Annotated in this window: 16 protein-coding genes; 14 read left to right on the top strand and 2 right to left on the bottom strand. The window is 61.9% G+C overall.

Going from position 1 to position 18,293, the window contains the following annotated elements; translation table 11 throughout:
- Positions 1-160 precede the first annotated feature (160 nt).
- The 11 genes from H7C18_RS30175 to H7C18_RS30125 all read left to right on the top strand — a co-directional run bounded on the left by H7C18_RS30175 (position 161) and on the right by H7C18_RS30125 (position 14,745).
- The gene (locus H7C18_RS30175; RefSeq protein ID WP_185132843.1) at positions 161-1,069 is read left to right on the top strand and encodes an aldo/keto reductase; all 909 of its coding nucleotides are present in this window, start codon (positions 161-163) and stop codon (positions 1,067-1,069) included.
- Between the two features lie 128 nt (positions 1,070-1,197).
- Complete coding sequence (locus tag H7C18_RS30170) at positions 1,198-2,808, top strand: family 10 glycosylhydrolase (protein ID WP_185132896.1); 1,611 nt, start codon at positions 1,198-1,200, stop codon at positions 2,806-2,808.
- A gap of 70 nt (positions 2,809-2,878) precedes the next feature.
- A complete protein-coding gene (locus H7C18_RS30165) occupies positions 2,879-3,418 on the top strand; it encodes a metallophosphoesterase family protein (protein WP_185132842.1) in 540 nt (179 codons plus the stop codon).
- Positions 3,415-4,473 (top strand): GDP-mannose 4,6-dehydratase, encoded by a 1,059-nt coding sequence (locus H7C18_RS30160; RefSeq protein ID WP_185132841.1) that lies wholly within the window; start codon positions 3,415-3,417, stop codon positions 4,471-4,473. The genes H7C18_RS30165 and H7C18_RS30160 overlap by 4 nt, the downstream gene beginning before the upstream one ends.
- A 119-nt stretch (positions 4,474-4,592) precedes the next feature.
- Positions 4,593-6,332, top strand: coding sequence for an ABC transporter ATP-binding protein (locus tag H7C18_RS30155; protein WP_185132840.1), 1,740 nt, complete (start codon positions 4,593-4,595; stop codon positions 6,330-6,332).
- Positions 6,322-8,178: an ABC transporter ATP-binding protein gene (locus H7C18_RS30150; protein WP_185132839.1), complete on the top strand. Its 1,857-nt coding sequence runs from the start codon at positions 6,322-6,324 to the stop codon at positions 8,176-8,178. Before H7C18_RS30155 ends, H7C18_RS30150 begins: the two co-directional genes overlap by 11 nt.
- A 113-nt stretch (positions 8,179-8,291) precedes the next feature.
- Positions 8,292-8,885, top strand: a complete 594-nt coding sequence (locus H7C18_RS30145) for a TVP38/TMEM64 family protein (protein ID WP_185132838.1) — start codon at positions 8,292-8,294, stop codon at positions 8,883-8,885.
- A 271-nt stretch (positions 8,886-9,156) separates the two neighbouring features.
- A complete protein-coding gene (locus H7C18_RS30140) occupies positions 9,157-9,822 on the top strand; it encodes a sulfite oxidase-like oxidoreductase (protein WP_185132837.1) in 666 nt (221 codons plus the stop codon).
- 22 nt (positions 9,823-9,844) lie between these two features.
- Entirely contained in the window at positions 9,845-10,906 is a 1,062-nt protein-coding gene (locus H7C18_RS30135) for a M42 family metallopeptidase (RefSeq protein WP_185132836.1), read from the top strand.
- Between the two features lie 773 nt (positions 10,907-11,679).
- Positions 11,680-13,776, top strand: coding sequence for an acyltransferase family protein (locus H7C18_RS30130; protein WP_185132835.1), 2,097 nt, complete (start codon positions 11,680-11,682; stop codon positions 13,774-13,776).
- 201 nt (positions 13,777-13,977) lie between these two features.
- A complete protein-coding gene (locus H7C18_RS30125) occupies positions 13,978-14,745 on the top strand; it encodes an NADPH-dependent oxidoreductase (RefSeq protein WP_185132834.1) in 768 nt (255 codons plus the stop codon).
- A gap of 285 nt (positions 14,746-15,030) precedes the next feature.
- On the opposite strand, the gene H7C18_RS30120 is transcribed toward H7C18_RS30125, so the two are convergent.
- Together H7C18_RS30120 and H7C18_RS30115 are read right to left on the bottom strand one after the other, a co-directional pair.
- A complete protein-coding gene (locus H7C18_RS30120; protein WP_185132833.1) occupies positions 15,031-15,411 on the bottom strand; it encodes a hypothetical protein in 381 nt (126 codons plus the stop codon).
- 26 nt (positions 15,412-15,437) lie between these two features.
- Complete coding sequence (locus H7C18_RS30115) at positions 15,438-16,436, bottom strand: LLM class flavin-dependent oxidoreductase (RefSeq protein ID WP_185132832.1); 999 nt, start codon at positions 16,434-16,436, stop codon at positions 15,438-15,440.
- A gap of 204 nt (positions 16,437-16,640) precedes the next feature.
- On the opposite strand from H7C18_RS30115, the gene H7C18_RS30110 reads away from it, so the two are divergent.
- The 3 genes from H7C18_RS30110 to H7C18_RS30100 all read left to right on the top strand — a co-directional run.
- Positions 16,641-17,330, top strand: a complete 690-nt coding sequence (locus tag H7C18_RS30110; protein WP_185132831.1) for a metal-dependent hydrolase — start codon at positions 16,641-16,643, stop codon at positions 17,328-17,330.
- Between the two features lie 18 nt (positions 17,331-17,348).
- A complete protein-coding gene (locus H7C18_RS30105; RefSeq protein ID WP_185132830.1) occupies positions 17,349-17,609 on the top strand; it encodes a YqkE family protein in 261 nt (86 codons plus the stop codon).
- A gap of 44 nt (positions 17,610-17,653) precedes the next feature.
- Positions 17,654-18,293: nucleoside hydrolase (locus H7C18_RS30100; RefSeq protein WP_185132829.1), on the top strand; the 640-nt coding region annotated here is incomplete at its 3' end.

Raw genomic sequence — 18,293 nt, 5'->3', positions numbered from 1 at the left:
GTCGGGATCGCTCCCGTTCAAAACGCGCTTCCTCCTGGCGACGCTCGTCGATCCGCTTTCGACTCTATCGAATCCGGCCGGCGACGGCCGCAAGATTGGAAGCGGATCCAGTCTATTTATGGTAAACTGATAGCGAAACTTTATTAGGAGGAATCCGCTCATGGAAACCAAACAATTGGGTAGAACGGGACTAACGGTTACGAAGCTCGGCTACGGGGCGATGGAAATTCGCGGACCGCGCGTATGGAACGGGCGGCCGATCGCGGATGAGGATTCCGAACGGATTCTGAACGCGGTGCTCGACTCGGGCATCAACTTCATCGACACGTCCTACGATTACGGACGAAGCGAGGAACTGATCGGCCGCTACATCAGCCATCGGCGGAGCGAATATTTCCTTGCGACCAAATGCGGCTGCACGCTCGTCGATTGCGGCGATCATGACGAGACGCCTCATGTCTGGACGAGGGACAATCTCCTGCACAACATCGAGACGAGCCTGCGGCGGATGAAGACCGATTACGTCGACCTGCTGCAGCTGCACGGACCTACCGTCAAGCAGGCGGAGGAAGGCGGGCTGGTCGACGCGCTCAAGGAGATTCAGGCGTCCGGCAAGGTTCGCTGGATCGGCATTTCTTCCTACCTTCCCAATCTTCCCGGCTTTCTCGAGCCGAACGTGTTCGACACGTTCCAGATTCCCTACTCGGCGCTGGAGCGCGCGCATGAGAACCTGCTGAGCGACGCGGCCGCGACCGGCGCGGGCGTCATCGTGCGCGGCGGCGTCGGGCGCGGGGAACCGGGAGCGGGACTTGGAGCCGAAGACAAATGGCGGCTGTGGGAAAAAGCGAACCTGGACGAGCTGCTGGAGGAAGGGGGGAGCCGGACCGGCTTCCTGCTGCGGTTCACGCTGACCCATCCGGCGATGTCCACGACGATCGTCGGCACGATGAAGCCCGAGCATCTCGCCGAGAACGTTCGTTACGCGGAGAAGGGGAATCTTCCGGCCGACGTTTACGAGGAAGCGAAACGCCGGCTGGCGGAAGCGGGAGAGGGGCCGGCTACCGTCTGATCGGTCTTGTCCGCCAGACAGAAGCCCGCTATTGGCAAGGACTGGACGGCAATTGTGCAACTAAACCGCAAAATGGACGTCTATTCATGGCAGAACGGATTATGCTTAGAATAGGAGTTATTTGAATGATGCGGTTGCGCAAGTGGATCAGTTCTCTTTGGTTGTTCTCGTTGCTGCTCTCGACGTTGGCCGCCGGCGGCCATGCCTTTGCCGCGAACGACATCTCGATCGTGCTGGACGGCCGGACGCTCGGCGCGGACACTTCGCCCTACCTTGTTCCGAAGGCGAATCTGACGATGGTTCCGATTCGCGTCATCAGCGAGAATCTCGGCGCTTCCGTCGATTGGTCGCAGCAGACCCGCACGGTGACGATTCGCCGCTCCGGCGTCGTTATCACGATGGAACAGGGCCAATCGTCCGCCCGGGTCGACGGCGCCGTCGTGAAGCTGGGCGCTTCCGCCTCCGTTCGCAATTCGCGGATCATGGTGCCGCTCCGCTTCGTCTCCGAAACGTTGGGGCTTCAAGTGGACTGGAACGCGAAAACGCGCATCATCGCGCTGACGACGCTCGGCGGTACCGGAACAGAGGGATCGGTAGGAACGGGCGGTTCGGACGGTTCGGGCGGTTCGAGCGGCTCCCGGCCGGCCGAGCTTCGCGGCGCGTGGATCTCGACGGTGTACAATCTCGATTGGCCGTCGACCGCTTCCTATGGAGATCCCGCCAAACAGGAGGCGGAATACGATAAGCTGCTCGACGATCTGCAGGCGATCGGAATCAATGCGGTGTTCGTGCAGGTCCGCCCGATGGGAGACGCTCTGTATCCTTCGCGGCTAGTGCCCTGGTCCAAATATTTGACCGGCACGCAGGGGAAGGATCCGGGCTACGATCCGCTCGCCTTCATGGTCGAGGAGACGCATAAGCGGGGCATGCGCTTCGAGGCGTGGTTCAACCCGTTCCGCGCGGCGGCGGGATCGACGACCGACGGGCTGGCCGCGAATCACGTTGCGGCGGAGCATCCGGACTGGATCGTCCAGGCGGGGGCGACGCAGTATATCAATCCGGGTATCCCGGCCGCCCGGCAGCACGTCATCGACGCCATCATGGAGGTCGTGAACGGCTACGACATCGACGGCGTCCACCTCGACGACTATTTCTACCCGTCGGGCACGGCCTTCGCCGACGATGCCGCATACCTGCAGTATAACGACGGGTCGTTCGCGAACAAGGGAGATTGGCGCCGAGACAACGTCAACCGGTTCGTCCGCGATCTCGGGCAGGCGATCCATGCGGCCAAACCGAGCGTGTCGTTCGGCATCAGCCCGTTCGGCGTCTGGCGCAACCAATCGGCCGACCCGACCGGATCCGCGACGAAGGCGAGCGTTACGTCGTACGACGACATGTATGCGGACACGAGAACGTGGATTCGCCAGGGCTGGATCGACTACATCGCGCCGCAAATTTATTGGAGCCTCTCGTTTTCCGCGGCCCGCTTTGACATCCTCGCCGAATGGTGGGGGAACGAGGTGAAGGGCACCGGCGTGAAGCTGTACGTCGGCCATGCGCCCTATAAGCTGGGAACGACGGAAGCCGGCTGGCAGTCGCCGCAGGAGATCGTTAACCAGCTTAAATATGACGCGGATTCGGGGCAAGTCCAAGGAGACATCTTCTTCAGCGCCAAAGATCTGCTGCGCGACCCGCTGGGTCTGCTGCCTTTGCTGCAAACCTATTACGGAGTCTAGAAGCCCGTGCGGCCCGGCGTGAACAAGCGTCTCCCCTTCACCTGATTTTAGAGAAAGAAGGAATGTCCGCATGCGAATCGGCGTCGTATCGGATACCCACATGCCCCGGGCGGCCAAGTCGCTGCCCGCGGCGCTCGTGCAGGCCTTCCGCCGGGTGGACCGGATCCTTCATGCGGGCGACTGGACGGATCTGTCCGTGCTGGCTCATCTTTCGCGCATCGCTCCGGTAGACGGGGTGGCGGGCAACAACGACGGCGCGGACATCGTCCGCCGGCTCGGGTACCGCAAGACGATCGAGGTGGGGCCGGTGCGCATCGGGCTGGTGCACGGCCATGGCGACGGAGGCAGAGGGGCGACGGCGGAGCGGGCGCTGAAGGCGTTCGCGGACGATGACGTGCAGGCCGTCGTGTTCGGCCATTCGCATATTCCGATGCTGGAGGAGCGGGACGGCGTCCTGCTGTTCAATCCCGGCTCGCCGACGGACAAAAGGCGGCAGTCCCGTTTTTCATGCGGTTTGCTGGATATCGAGGACGGACGGATCCGGGCGCGGCACGTCTTCTTCGAAGACAAGTCGCCGTCTCAGGGCAAAGGGGGCCGCGCGGGAAGATGAAGACGTACTGGGTAACCGGAGGAGCCGGCTTTATCGGCTCCCATCTGTGCGAGTCGCTGCTGAGGGACGGACACAAGGTCATCTGCGTCGACAGCTTCGCGGACAACTACGATTACCGGTTCAAGGTGCGAAACGTGCTGGAGTCGCTTGGAATGGAGCCGGCCTTCGAGCATCGAGACAGAGAGGACGATTTGCGCCGCCTGCAGGAGGCGGCGAATTCGGAACAATACCGGCTGGAGCCGGCCGACATTCGCGACGGGGAAGCGCTGGACCGGCTGTTTGCCGCTTGCCCGCCCGACGTCGTCGTCCATTTGGCCGCGCTGCCGGGCGTTCGGGCTTCCATCGAGCGGCCGGCTCTGTTCTATGACGTAAATGTCGTCGGCACGCTTCGGCTGCTGGAAGCGATGAGAACCCACGGCACCGTCAAATGGGTGTGCGCCTCGTCCTCGTCCGTATATGGCGACAACGCCAAAGTGCCGTTCGAGGAGGGCGATCCGACGGGGCGCCCGATCTCCCCGTACGCCGCCACCAAAAAAAGCTGCGAGCTGATGGGCTACGCGTACCGGCATCTGTTCGGCATCGACGTCGTCATGCTGCGCTTTTTTACGGTATACGGAGAGCGGCAGCGGCCCGACCTTGCCATCCGCAAATTCGCTTCGCTGCTGAGCGACGGCAAGCCGGTCCCGATGTACGGAGACGGCTCCACGAGCCGGGATTATACCTACGTGGCCGATATCGTGGACGGCATCCGGCACGCCGCCGACTATGTGGAACGGCATTCCGGCGTTTACGAGATAGTCAATCTGGGAGGAAGCCGAACCGTCTCGCTGGCACGGATGATAGAGACGCTCGAACAGGCTTGGGGAGAACGGGCCGCGATCGACCGGCAGCCGATGCAGCCGGGAGACGTCCTGCGGACGTACGCCGACCCGGCCAAAGCGCGGACGCTGCTCGGCTTCGAGCCGTCAACCCCGTTCGAAAAAGGAATCGAAAGGTTCGTCTCGTGGTACCGCAGGCAGAAGACGTGGGAAGCCGGGCTTCGCAAGCCGGGTTGAGATTGTTACCCATTCGCTATAAAATAGAGGACGGCAATGTAGGAGTCGGTCCACAAAGAGGGGAAACCGCTGGCTGCGGTTTCCTTTGTCGTTGCGGAGGAAAGGAACGAGAATCTGCCATGCGGAATGAGAGAAAGTATGTCAAAAAGTACGGCCTGCCTTTTTCATTCGCTTTTCTGCTCGTCGCCATGGAAGCGCTTTGCGATTTGCTTCAACCGACCCTGCTGTCGCGCATGATCGACGAGGGCGTGTCCCGGCTCGATCTGAACACCGTGCTAAGGTTCGGCGCGTACATGCTGCTGGTGACGGCGGCGGGCGCGGTAGCGGCGTCCGGCAGGAACATCGTGTCAAGCCGCGTCTCCCAGCGATTCGGGGCGGAACTGAGGTCCGACCTGTTCCGGCACATTCAATCGCAGACGCTGCCCCAGCTCGACCGGTTCGACCGGGCTTCGCTCGTGACGCGGCTCACGAACGACGTGACGCAGGTTCAGAACTTCGTGAACGGGATGATGCGCGTTTTCGCCAAGGCTCCGATTCTGTGCATCGGCAGCCTGGTGATGGCGATCCGCCTGAACCCGAAGCTGGCGACGGTGCTGGCGATCGTCGTGCCGATCGTCGCGGTGCTCATCTACTTCAACCTTCGCATCGGCTTTCCGCTGTTCCTGAAGGTGCAGGCGGCGATGGACCGGTTGAACGGCGTCATGCGGGAATACCTCTCCGGGGTTAGAGTCGTCAAGGCGTTCAACCGCTTCGCCGACGAGAGCGTCAAGTTCGAACGCATCAACGAGGACTATCGCGTCCATTCGGTGCGGGCGCTGCGCCGGATGTCGGTCTTCAACCCGGCCGTGCTGTTGACGGTCAACTTCGGCATCGTGACCGTCTTGTGGATCGGGGGGCTGCGGGTAGACAACGGGCAGATGCAAGTCGGACACATCGTCGCGTTCGTCAACTACATGACGCAGATCTTATTTTCCCTCATGATGATCTCGATGGTGTTCAACATGCTCGTGCGGGCCAAAGCTTCGTACGGGCGGATCGGGGAAGTGATGGCCAGCGCCGCTCACGTTCATCGGCGGACGGGCGCGGAGGACGAGATGGAGGGCAGAGGGCGAATCGACTTCGAGGACGTGACCTTCTCGTATGACGGCGAGGAGGGTACGCCCGCGCTCAAGTCGATTCGGCTTCACTGCCTGCCCGGCCAGACGGTCGGCATCATCGGTTCGACCGGGTCGGGCAAGACGACGCTCGTTCAATTGATTCCGCGCTTCTACGAAGCGACGTCGGGAACGGTCAAGGTCGACGGGGTGGATGTCCGCCGGCTCGATCCGAAGACGCTTCGCGACAAAGCGGCGATCGTTCCGCAGCGGGTCATGCTGTTCTCCGGCACGATCCGGGACAACATCCGATGGGGGAACGAATCGGCGACGCAGGAACAGATCGAGAGGGCGGCCCGGATGGCGGCGGCCCACGATTTCATCCGTTCGCTGCCGGAAGGATACGATACGAAGCTGGGGCAGGGCGGCGTCAACCTGTCGGGCGGTCAGAAGCAGCGGCTGTCGATCGCCCGGGCGCTCGTTCGGGAGCCGGAGATTCTGATCCTCGACGACTGCACGAGCGCGGTGGACGTCGCGACGGAAGCGGTCATCAAGGAGCAGCTGCGGACGTACGCCCGGGGGCTGACCTGCCTGCTCATCGCGCAGCGGATCACATCCGTCATGGACGCGGACCAGATCGTCGTGCTCGACCGGGGCGAGATCGCCGGAATCGGCGACCATCAGACGCTCCTGCGGGAGTGCGGCGTATACCAGGAAATCTACCGTTCCCAGATCGGCAAGGAGATGCAGAGCCATGGCGCATGAACAGAGCCGTTCGGACAGCCGCCCCGCCGTCAGGGACTTGCCGCAGATGCCGGGAGGCCATCCGGGCCGGGGACGCGGCGGGCCCGTCCAGAAACCGAAAGATTTCCGCGGCACGATGAAGCGAATCTGGGGCTATATCGGCCAGGAACGGCGCTGGCTGGCGATCGTCTTCGCCCTGATTCTGATCGATTCCGGCCTGACGCTGGCCGCGCCGTATCTGATCGGCGTCGCCGTCGACGCCATCGGCCAAAATGCGGAAGTGGACTTCCGCATCCTGGAGGCCGCGCTGGCCGGACTCATTGCCGCGTATGCGGGAGATGCGGTGCTGACCTTCATGCAAGGCTGGCTGATGGCCGGCGTCTCGCAGCGAATCGTGCGGCGCATGCGCGGCGCCCTGTACGACAAGCTTCACGGGCTCCCGCTCGTTTACTTCGACACGCGGCGCCACGGGGAAATCATGAGCCGCTTGTCCAACGACATCGACAACGTGAGCACGACCGTCTCGCAGACGACCGCCCAGCTGATGTCGGGAGGCATCGCCATCATCGGCTCCCTTGTCATGATGCTCGTGCTCAGCCCGCTGCTGACGCTCGCCAGCCTGATTACGGTGCCGCTCGTCTATTTGCTGGCGCGCACGATCACGAAGCGCACCCGCGTGCTGTTCAAGGATCAGCAGGCGCAGCTCGGCGCGCTGAACGGCCAGATCGAGGAGACGATCTCCGGCATCGAGGCGGTCAAGGCGTTCAACCGCGAGGAGAAGGTCATCGCGGACTTCGAGGAAGCGAACCTGACGCTGCGGGATACCGGCATGAAGGCGCAGATCTGGTCGGGCTTTCTGATGCCGCTCCTTAGCGTCATTAACAATATCGGCTTCGCGGCGGTCGCGATCGTCGGCGGGACGCTGGCGGTGAAGGAGATCATTACGGTCGGCGTCATCGCCAGCTTCATCACCTATTCGCGGCAGTTCGTCCGGCCGCTTAACGATCTCGCCAACATTTTCAACGTGCTGCAATCCGGAATCGCCGGCGCGGAGCGGGTATTCGAGCTGCTCGACGAGAAGGAAGAGCCGGACGATCCGGCGGACGCCGTCCGGCTGGAGCGGCCGGACGGCGAGGTCGTCTTCGACGACGTCAGCTTCGGCTATGTGCCCGAGAAGACGATCGTGAAGGACCTCAGCTTCCAAGTGGATGCGGGCACCAGCATCGCCCTTGTCGGTCCGACGGGCGCGGGCAAGACGACGATCGTCAACCTGCTCACCCGCTTCTACGATGTGACGGGAGGCAGCATCCGGATCGACGGACGCGACATCCGCGAGTACACGCGCGACAGCCTGCGAAGCGTGTTCGGCATCGTGCTTCAGGATACGTATTTGTTCTCCGGCACGATCAAGGAGAACATCAAATACGGACGGGCGGACGCGACCGACGAGGAAGTGCGCGCCGCGGCCCAGGCGGCCAACGCCGACAGCTTCATCCGCCTTCTGCCGCAGAAGTACGACACGGTGCTGACGGAGAACGGGGGCAACCTGAGCCAGGGTCAGCGGCAGCTGCTCGCGATCGCCCGCGTCATTCTGGCCCAACCGTCGATCCTCATTCTGGACGAGGCGACGAGCAGCATCGATACGCGCACGGAGCGTCATATTCAGGATGCGCTGCTCCATATGATGAAGGGAAGAACGACGTTCATTATCGCGCACCGCCTCAATACGATCCGCGACGCCGACCGGATCATGGTCATCGAGCAGGGCGGCATTGCCGAGAGCGGGTCGCACGAAGAGCTGATGGCGCGGGGAGGCGTATACAGCCGAATGTTCCACGCCCAGTTCAAAAATCTCGAAGGCGCATAAGGTCCGAACGAAGCAAGAGTTACTGGATAATTATGGAAAGTTGTTCACGGGGGGTTCACATAGTCGGGTTATAATCGTCACCAGTCCCAAAGCGGAAGGTAAGTGGATGCAAGATGGATCAGATTAACGACGCCATCGATTGGCTTCTCGGCGTTACGCAATTGGACGGGTACAACATCTTGCTGTTAACGATGCCGCTGGCGGTCGTGCAAGGGTTTCTCGGCATTTTTCCGTTTTCGACGCTCGTCATGCTTCACATCTCGGCATTGGGAATCGGGGCCGGCATGGCGGTCAGCTGGCTGGTCAGCATCGTCGTCTCCCTTATCGTTTTCTATTGCTGCCGCTACTGGTTCTCGGACTGGTTCGACCGCAAGCTGCAAAGATACGAGAACAAGTACGACAAGTGGAAAAAATTTTTTCAACTGTACGGGGTGTGGGCGATCATTCTGATGCGCACGCTGCCGATCATGCCGAACAACGTGATCGCGTTCCTGTCGTCGGTGTCGGCCATCAAGCCGATGCCGTACCTGGTCTCCTCGATCGTCGGCAACCTGTCGCATATTTGGCTGTTCGGCATCATCAGCTCCTCGATTCTGCTGCCGGATACGGACATTCGGATTTTGATCGCCGCGTACGCCGCCTTTTTCCTCGTTCTGTCTGCCCTGTTCTGGCTGAGCTTGAGACGGAAAAGCACCTTGGAGCAGTAAGAACGTTGAATGGACCATCGGCCTCCGGCGCCTCGCTTCCGCGGCGCGCGCGGAGGCTTTTTGTTGTTTAGGAAATGATGCGATTAAATTTCCTGCGGATAACCGGGGGCTCCCCCAAAAGGAATCGGATTTAACTTCAGAGCATCTCTTCACTTTTGGGGGATTTGTTCTTTGGGCAGGAACGATTGTTTGACAGGCGGACCGATGCATCTTTATCATGGAGGAGGGGCTTGCCCCTTACGACAGAGAGAAGAAGGAAGGGCCGCTACCTATGCTGACCAAAGCGGAGCGAATCAAGAGATCGAAGGCGCCTGCCGCCTCCGAGACGCAGAATGACCGGGTGCCGCCCGGGCAAGTGCTGACGGACCGGTTCCCGATTTTGCATGAAGGGGATGTGCCCCGTTACGATATGAAGGAATGGAGCCTGCGCAGCTTCGGCGAAGTGGAGGAGGAGCGCTCTTTCACCTATGACGAGCTGATGGCGCTTCCGCGCACCCGCATCTCGTGCGACATCCATTGCGTGACCCGCTGGTCGAAGCTGGACACGGTATGGGAAGGCATCCGCTTCCGCGACCTGCTGCCGCTTCTGAAGGTGAAGCCGGAAGCGAAGTACGTCATGGTGCATGCCGACCCGGATTACGAGACGAACGTGCCGCTGGAAGATTTGATGGGGGACGACATTCTGCTGGCGTTCAACTACGACGACAAACCGCTGACCGATAAGCACGGCGGGCCGCTGCGGTTGCTCGTGCCCCATCTGTACTTCTGGAAAAGCGCCAAGTGGGTGCGCGGGTTCGAATTTATGCAGGAGGACCGGCCCGGCTTCTGGGAAAGCAACGGCTTCCACCTTTACGCCGATCCGTTCAAGGAGCAGCGTTTCTCCGGCGAAGATCTGAACATTCCGGAAGACGAATGGCACCACAAGGATTTCGATTGAGACGGGAGGAGCGACGAGCGCCATGACCGAACCGCTCCGTCCGAAGCTGGACCGGGCTTATATGCTCGATTGGCTGCAAAAGCTTCTGAATACGCCGAGCCCGAGCGGCTACTGCATGGACATCATGCGGCTGCTGGAGGCCGAGACCGGCCGGCTCGGCTTTCCGATGGAACGAACCCCCAAAGGCAACGGCATCGTCACCGTCGCCGGGGCGGATCCCCGGAAGCCGGCGCTCGGCCTGTCCGCGCACGTCGATACGCTAGGCGCCATGGTGCGGGCGATCAAGCCGAACGGCGCGATCCGTTTCACGCCGGTCGGCGGGTACGCCATGCAGACGGTGGAAGGCGAATACTGCCGGATCCATACGCGGGACGGGCGAACGTACGAAGGTACGGTGCTGTCCACGAAGACGTCCGTTCATGTATACGGCGACGCGCGGGACTGGAAGCGCGAAGAAGCGAACATGGAGATCCGCGTAGACGATGAAGCGGGGACGAAGGAGGAGACGGAACGGCTCGGCATCGCGGTCGGCGACTTCATCTCCTGGGACCCGCGGGCGCGGCTGCTGGACAACGGCTGGATCAAGTCCCGCCATCTGGACGACAAGGCCGGCGTCGCCGCGCTGCTGGGCGTGCTGGAATGGCTTTGGCGCACCGGAACGGTCCCGCCTCGTACGGTGAAGCTGATCGTGTCCACTTACGAGGAAGTGGGACACGGCGCGGCCGCGGTGCCGCCCGACCTCGCCGAGCTGATCGCGGTCGACATGGGGGCGATCGGCGACGATCTGTCCGCGACCGAGAAGGACGTCTCCATCTGCGCGAAAGACTCTTCCGGCCCGTACGACTACGGCATGACGTCGCGCCTGCTCGAGCTGGCGAAGCGGGAGGGGCTGCCGCATGCGGTGGACATCTTCCCTCATTACGGATCGGATGCCTCCGCCGCGCTCCGGGCCGGCGCCAACGTCCGCGCCGCTTTGATCGGCCCCGGCGTTCACGCCTCCCACGGCATGGAACGCACTCACTCCGACGCGATCGCAGGCACGGCCGCCCTGCTGGCCGCCTATCTGCTGGAACCGCCCGAATGACCGGGAACCGTCCGGTCAATCGGGCGGTTTTTCGTTGCCGAACTTTTCCCGGGAAAGCGCAGGACCCGACAATCGGTGTCGGAACGGCATGCGAAGAGACGAAAAGAGGTCGAAGTCCGCGAACGGAGGCGGAGCCGTGCGACTCGAGCCTTAGGCGTTTCCGGGGCTTCGGGCGCAAAGAAGGCGTCCGGATCGGCTTTTTGGGGAAATCCGTGGAGGATCCGCCGGTGCCGGAAACCGCTTCGGACGAGCATTTCCCCAATAAACGGCGTTTTGCCGGGAAATCTTCTAAAGCGCTTTCGCCTATTGCCCCCGTTTTCGGAAATCTCGCCTAGATCCGCAGCGAAAAAGTCGTATCTTTTTTTGCCGAAACTTGTCCCGAACGTTAAACCTTTCCGGCTTACGCAACGTCTATTAAGCATAAGAATAAAGCAACCCACGCAAGGCGCCGCACCCGGCGCCGATCCCAGAGGTGATGCCTCCACAACCTGACTGGTTCCAGTTTGACAGCGGACGTTTATCCAAGCATGAATGATGGGCTCGTTTTAGAAGAAGGACAAGATGTAAGCGCAATCATTATGGTGGCGAGGAATGGACGGAACGAAGATGGCATCAGGTTCGCGTACGAACGACGGCAACTCGATTCGATTTCGCACGAAAAGATTTTCTGCAGGCGCACAAGGCAAGGCCCATCGGCAAGCAATCCATGCTTGATAGACCTCAGACCGATTTTTACTCCATAACGATCAGTCATTATAAAGGAGTCCGCTGGTATGACCCATAATACGAATGGCAAAGCTCGCTACATGCCCGGCCTTGACGGCCTGAGGGCGCTGTCGGTATTGGCGGTGATCGCCTACCATCTCAATTGGCAGGGAGTTCCCGGAGGATTCCTGGGCGTCGGCGTCTTCTTCGTCCTGTCCGGATATCTGATTACGGATCAATTGGTCTCCAAATGGCAGCAGGACCGGAGAATCGACCTGAAGTCGTTCTGGATCCGCAGAGCGCGCAGGCTTCTCCCCCCGATGCTGCTCATGACCGCGGCGGTATCCGTCTGGCTGGCGATCGCCGATCCGTCCAGGCTGCGGAGCCTGGGCGGCGACATCGGTTCCGCGGTCCTGTACGTCAACAATTGGTGGCTGATTTTTCATAAAGTGTCCTACTTCGAAAGCTTCGGACCGCCTTCGCCGTTCGGCCACTTCTGGTCGCTGGCGGTGGAGGAGCAATTTTATTTGATTTGGCCGATCGTTCTGCTCGTTCTGCTGCGGCTCGTCCCCCGCAGAGGCAAGCTGGCCGCTTGGATGCTGGCCGGGGCGGCCGCGTCGGCGCTGCTGATGGCGCTGCTGTACTCGCCGGGCTCCGACCCGAGCCGCGTCTACTACGGAAGCGACACCCGCGTGTTCGGCCTGCTGATCGGCGCGGCGCTCGCGGTCGTATGGCCGAGCCGCCAGCTGTCCGAGAAGGTGCCGGACGGCGTGCGCTGGGCGCTTGACGGAATCGGCGCGCTGTCCCTGCTCGCGATTCTCTTCATGATTGCGAGCGTCGGGGAGTACGATTCGTTCGTGTATCGGGGAGGCCTGCTGCTGCTCTCGGCGCTGACGGCGATCGTCGTGGCCGCGGTCGCCCATCCGGCCAGCCGGCTGGGCCGGATGTTGTCCGGAAAGCCCCTGCGCTGGATCGGGGCGCGTTCGTACGGACTTTACTTATGGCATTTTCCCGTTATTGCGCTGACGACGCCGGTCTCGGACGCGGGCAGCTTCAATCCGACTAGGGCCGCGCTACAGACGGCCGCCAGCTTCGCGCTGGCCGCGCTGTCCTGGAAGCTCGTGGAGGAGCCGATCCTGCGCGGTTGGAAAAGAAGAACGTCTGCGACCGTCGCTGCGAGCCGGGAGAACGGAAAAGGGAGAAGACCGGCGGTCACGCTTCTGTCGGCAGGCTTGACGCTCGTCCTGTGCGTCTCTTGCGGGGGCACGGGCGGTACGGGGACGCCGACCGGCATTGCCGCCGGAGCTCCCGCGGAATCGGCGGACGCGTCCGGAACGGCGACGCCGCCGGCCGCGGGGGCCGGGCAAACGGAACCGCCGAAGGATCATGACGGTCAGACGGAAACGGCCGTCATGAAGCCGCCGAAGACGGATACCGCCTCACCTTCGCCGGCCGGGAAGCCGAACGCTTCCGCGGCGGGCACGAAGACCGACAATAGCGACGCAGGTGTGAAGACCGGAAATAGCGACGCGGGCACGAAGCCGGCCGGCGGCAGCGGGAACGGCGCCGGGGCCAAGCCGAGCGGCGGCGTCGCTCCGATATCGAAGGGCGGCGAAGCTTCCGGAACGAAATCTTCCGGCGGCGATTCGGACCTTTCGCCGATCTCCGGCAAAGGGGTTACGGCGATCGGAGATTCGGTTCTTCTGGGAGTGAAGCCCTACCTGGAAAAGCAATTGACGTCCATTATCGTGGACGCAAAGGTCGGCCGGCAGCTCTCGCAAGCGGGGGATACGGTCGATGCGCTCGACAAGGCCGGCAAGCTGGGAGATATCGTGATCCTCGAACTGGGAACGAACGGACCGTTCACCAAGAAAAAGCTGGACGCCTTGCTCGACTCGCTGGGCCAAGACCGGAACATTCTGCTGGTGAACACGAGAGTGCCGCGGAAATGGCAGGACGATGTCAACGGCATGCTCAAAGAAGCCGCTTCGGACTATGATAACGTAACGCTGGTGGACTGGTATGCGGCCAGCGCCGACCAGGACGCCTACTTCGGCAAAGACGGCGTGCATCCGACCCGTACCGGAGCCGAAGCTTATGCGGCCATGCTGGAGAAGGCGGTCGCCAAGCTTCATCCGGGCGGCTCCGGGAACTCGGTGAGCTGATCCGCGATCGTTAATGCCATTAAGAAAAAGCCCGCTACTCCAAACGGCATCGGCTGTTTGGACAGAAGCGGGCTTTTGACAATGGCGGTTGCCCAAGCCTTGCTTGTCCCCGCGGTTCCGGTCCTTCGAATTGACTTTGGATGAGCAGAAGGCTAAGGTGGATTCAATCATCTTTTTTGAAACGAGGTGCGCCGCAGGCCCATGAATCCGATTCTTCAGACCATTATGAACCACCGTTCGGTTCGGTCTTACTCGACCGAGCCGGTTGCCGACGATCAAATCCGGCGGATCGTCGCATGCGCGCAAGCGGCGTCCACGTCCAGCTATCTGCAGGCTTATACCATAATCGGCGTACGGGATCCGGAGCGAAAGGCGAAGCTCGCCGAATTGGCGGGCGGACAACGGCATGTGGCTTCCTGCCCGGTGCTGCTCGTCTTTTGCGCGGATCTGCGGCGGTTGGAACTGGCGGCGGAGATGGAAGGGGTTCGGCCGGACGAGACGGCCGCTTCGCTGGAATCGACCGAGCTGTTCATGGTGGCATTGATCGACGCTTCCCTGGCCGCGCAGAATGCCGCGCTGGCGGCGGAATCGATGGGGCTCGGCATCTGCTACATCGGCGGCATCCGCAATCGGCTCGCGGAGACGGCGGAACTTCTGCGAACGCCGGATCGGGTCATCCCCGTCTTCGGCATGACGGTCGGCTACCCGGCCAGAACCAACAACCGGACGCAGAGCCGGAAGCAGCGGCTGCCGCCGGAAAGCGTCTATGGCGAAGAGCAATATCCGGATTCGGAGACGTTGAAACAAAGTCTGACCTCGTACAACGCCGACATCTCCGCCTATTACCGGGAACGGACCGGGGGAGAACGCGCAGACCGCTGGACCGAGCAGGCGGCGACCCGTCTTCGCCGTCCTACAAGGCTGGACGTGAAGGAAATCTTGCTCCAAAGGAAGCTGCCGCTCCAATAGCAAAAAGACGTCAGGCGGACCTGACGTCTTTTTGCTGTAGCTCTGATCGAGCTGGATGCGGGCTGGGGACCGATCGGGAGCGGCGTAATCGCTACAATTGGCGATTAGGGAGAAGCGGGAGTGCCTGCATTGCGTTGTAATCGCCAATCTGGCGATCAGGGAAGAGCTGGATTGCCGGCATCGTGTTGTAATCGCCAATATAACGATTAGGGAGGAGCAGAAATGCCGGCTTCGCGTAGTAAACGCCATTTTGGTGATTAGAGGCGAGTGAAAGGGGGCTTGGAGTTACGTTACGGCTATCCCGTCCATGTGAGTAAACAGATTACTCTCTTCCGCCCACGTCACCGCAATCCCGTCCAAGAGAGTAATCTGGTTACTCTCTTTCGCGCACGTCGCCGTAACTCCGCCCAAGTGAGTAATCTGGTTGCTCTCTTTCGCGCACGTCGCCGCAATTCCGCCCAAGTGAGTAATCTGGTTGCTGTCTTTCGCGCAAGTCGCCGCAATTCCGTCCAAGAGAGGAATCTGGTTGCACTCTTCCGCCCACGTCACCGCAATCTCGTCCAAGAGAGGAATCTGGTTGCTCTCTTTCGCGCACGTCGCCGCAATTCCGTCCAAGAGAGTAATCTGGTTGCTCTCTTTCGCGCACGTCGCCGCAATTCTCTCCAAGAGAGGAATCTCGTTACGCCGTCAGGTTACAGATCGAACGCTTCGGCCAGCAGCCGGTACGACTTCAGCCGCGCTTCGAAATCGTGCGTCAGCGTCACGATCATGAACTCGTCGATGCCGTACTCTTTCTGCATCGCCAGCAGTTGGTCTCGCACCTGCTCCGGCGTGCCGAGAATCCGGCGCCGGCGAACGGCGCGGATGCGCTCGCGGTCATAGTCGGTGTACGGGTAGCTTTCCGCCGTCTCGACGGAAGGGAACCGGTCCAGCATGCGGCCCTGTTCCAGCGACAGAAAGAACAGGTCGGTGCTCGTCGCCAGCCGGGACGCTTCTTCTTCGGTGTCCGCGCAGATGACCATGACGGCTGCCAAGGCGCGAGGCTCGGGCACGAGCTCCGACGGCTTGAAGCGCTCCTTGTAATAAGCGATCGCGTCCTCGCTGCCGGGCACGCCGAAAAACTGAGCGTACGCGTAAGCCGTTCCCATGCTCGCGGCGATCTGGGCCGAGCCGAGGCTGGAGCCGAGCAGCCAGATGTCCGGCGCCGTCCGAATGCCCGGCGAGGCGTGAAGGCCGGCATAGCGGTGCTCGGCAGGCAGAGAATCGTGCAGGTAGGCCGTCAAGTCGGCGACCTGCTGGGGGTAACGGTCGATGTCCGCGTAGCGGCCCTCTTGCAGCGCACGAGTCGAGAGCGGCATGCCGCCCGGCGCGCGGCCGAGGCCGACGTCGATGCGGCCGGGGTGGAGCGCCTCGAGCAGCCGAAAATTTTCGGCGACTTTATAAGCGCTGTAATGGGTCAGCATGATGCCTCCCGAACCGACGCGAATGCGCTCGGTATGGGCCGCCAAGTGGGCGATCAGCACCTCCGGGCTGGAGTGGGCGAGCGCCCGGGAGGCGTGATGCTCCGACACCCAATAGCGATGGTAGCCTAGCGCCTCCGTATGCTGCGCCAGGCGCGTCGTTTCGGCCAGCGTCTCGCCCGCCGTTCTTCCTTCGCAAATCTGAGATTGATCAAGCACGCTCAAAATCATCCGTAACACCTCATTTGTTCGATATCGGCCGCCAGTGCGAGCTGGGATCTGTGAGCGGCTTCGAGAAAACCCTTTGGTAAATCATCATACCGCCGGCCGTAACTGTAGTCAACAAAATCACAGAATATCGATTTTCCGATCCGCGTCGGTCATTTTGTAAAATATCCTGAATGGATTATGATGAATAGAAAAGGAGGTTATCCCATGGACATCATTTTTCACGGACAATCCGGCGTACAAATCGTAGTCGGGGACAAATCGCTGATCATCGACCCGTTTCTGAGCGGCAATCCGCTGGCGACCGTTAAACCGGAGGACGTTCGCGCCGACTACGTGCTGCTGACGCACGCGCACGGAGACCACATTCTGGACGCCGAGCCTATCTCCAAAGCGAACAAAGCCCCGGTTGTCTCGATTGTAGAGCTGGCCACGTACATGTCGTGGAAAGGCGTCGATACGATCGGCATGAACCTGGGCGGTACGGTCGACCTCGGCTTCGCCAAAGCGAAGCTCGTACCGGCTTTTCACAGCTCGGGTATCGTGGACGAGAAGAACCAGAACATTCTTTATGCCGGGATGCCGGCCGGATTTATTATTCGCGCGGAAGGAAAAACGATTTTTCACGCGGGCGACACCTGCCTGTACGGCGATATGAAGATGCTCGGCGAACTGGAATCGTTCGATCTCGCGCTGCTTCCGATCGGCGACCATTTTACGATGGACCCCGACGATGCGCTGATTGCGGCCGAGTGGCTCCGCGCGCGCCAAGTGGTGCCGATTCACTACAATACGTTCCCGCCGATCCGCCAGGACGCCGACGCGTTCGCCCGCCGTTTGGAGGAGAAGGGCATTCGCGGCCGGGTGCTCGCACCGGGAGAACGAATGACTTTGTAAGAGGAGAGCACGATCGATATGGCGAAAAAAAGACCGGCTCCCGCCCGCAAGCCGGAAACGGCGGAGGCGCCGGCGGCCACGCTGAAGGATCTGCTGAACGCGGAGACGCTCGGCAAGCTCAAAGCGCAGGCCGACGCCCTCAAGGCCGAGGAAGCGAGCCGCAAGGAAGAGAAGCGCAGACAGGAAGAGGAAGCGCGCGAAGCCGAACGCAAGCGGCGGGAGAACGATTTCGAATATTTGCTGAACGAGAGCGGAATGGACTGGAAGAAATACAAGTAAGCTTGTAAAAAAGCAGACACGGCCGTGCGGAGGGAGGCGGTGAGGTGGAGCGAAGCGAACGGGCGCACCCGCTCATCGTCGATACGGACGGCGGCATCGACGGCGCGCTGACGCTCATGTACGCGCTTCTGGCGCCGGACATCGCGCTCGAAGGCGTCATCGCGTCTCCCGGCGCTGTCGGCGCCGCGCAGGCCGCGGACAACGCGCTGCGCCTCATTCGGCTCTGCGATGCCGAGGGGCGCGTACCGGTCGCCGCAGGCGAAGGCGGCGAACCGCTGAAGCCGATGCGCGACCGCGAGCCCGCGGGCGGCCGCAACGGCCTGGCCGGCGCGCTGCTGACGCCGGCCGAGCAGCCGCCGCTCGCGGAGCCGGCGGCGGCTTTTCTCGTTCGCGCAGCGAACGAGGCTCCGGGGCGCGCGAGCCTGGTGATCGCCGGCGCCCCTACGCAATGGCCGGCGGCGCTGCGGCTCGATCCGTCCGCCGCCGGCAGGTTCGCCCGCGTCGCCGTCGCCGGCGGCGCCGCGCTCGCTCCCGGCGACGCGACGCCCGTCGCCGAGGCGTCGTTCCGCGCCGCTCCCGAAGCGGCGGCGCAGCTGCTGGCGACAGCCCGCCCGCTGATCGCGGCGGGGCTGGACGTCTCGTCCCGGCTGCGGCTTCGCCGGGACGATCTGGAGCGCATCGAAC

Origin of the sequence: Cohnella zeiphila (assembly GCF_014212055.1) — a bacterium.
In the GTDB taxonomy this organism is placed as follows: domain Bacteria; phylum Bacillota; class Bacilli; order Paenibacillales; family Paenibacillaceae; genus Cohnella; species Cohnella zeiphila.
Note: the sequence above shows the minus strand (reverse complement) of the source record. Positions and strands in the feature narration are given on the sequence as shown.

Coding starts and splice junctions, on each gene's coding strand:
- H7C18_RS30125 (WP_185132834.1), top strand. CDS start 13,978: ATGAATCCGATTCTTCAGACCATTATGAACCACCGTTCGGTTCGGTCT.
- H7C18_RS30110 (WP_185132831.1), top strand. CDS start 16,641: ATGGACATCATTTTTCACGGACAATCCGGCGTACAAATCGTAGTCGGG.
- H7C18_RS30170 (WP_185132896.1), top strand. CDS start 1,198: ATGCGGTTGCGCAAGTGGATCAGTTCTCTTTGGTTGTTCTCGTTGCTG.
- H7C18_RS30175 (WP_185132843.1), top strand. CDS start 161: ATGGAAACCAAACAATTGGGTAGAACGGGACTAACGGTTACGAAGCTC.
- H7C18_RS30115 (WP_185132832.1), bottom strand. CDS start 16,436: ATGATTTTGAGCGTGCTTGATCAATCTCAGATTTGCGAAGGAAGAACG.
- H7C18_RS30160 (WP_185132841.1), top strand. CDS start 3,415: ATGAAGACGTACTGGGTAACCGGAGGAGCCGGCTTTATCGGCTCCCAT.
- H7C18_RS30145 (WP_185132838.1), top strand. CDS start 8,292: ATGGATCAGATTAACGACGCCATCGATTGGCTTCTCGGCGTTACGCAA.
- H7C18_RS30135 (WP_185132836.1), top strand. CDS start 9,845: ATGACCGAACCGCTCCGTCCGAAGCTGGACCGGGCTTATATGCTCGAT.
- H7C18_RS30105 (WP_185132830.1), top strand. CDS start 17,349: ATGGCGAAAAAAAGACCGGCTCCCGCCCGCAAGCCGGAAACGGCGGAG.
- H7C18_RS30130 (WP_185132835.1), top strand. CDS start 11,680: ATGACCCATAATACGAATGGCAAAGCTCGCTACATGCCCGGCCTTGAC.
- H7C18_RS30150 (WP_185132839.1), top strand. CDS start 6,322: ATGGCGCATGAACAGAGCCGTTCGGACAGCCGCCCCGCCGTCAGGGAC.
- H7C18_RS30140 (WP_185132837.1), top strand. CDS start 9,157: ATGCTGACCAAAGCGGAGCGAATCAAGAGATCGAAGGCGCCTGCCGCC.
- H7C18_RS30155 (WP_185132840.1), top strand. CDS start 4,593: ATGCGGAATGAGAGAAAGTATGTCAAAAAGTACGGCCTGCCTTTTTCA.
- H7C18_RS30165 (WP_185132842.1), top strand. CDS start 2,879: ATGCGAATCGGCGTCGTATCGGATACCCACATGCCCCGGGCGGCCAAG.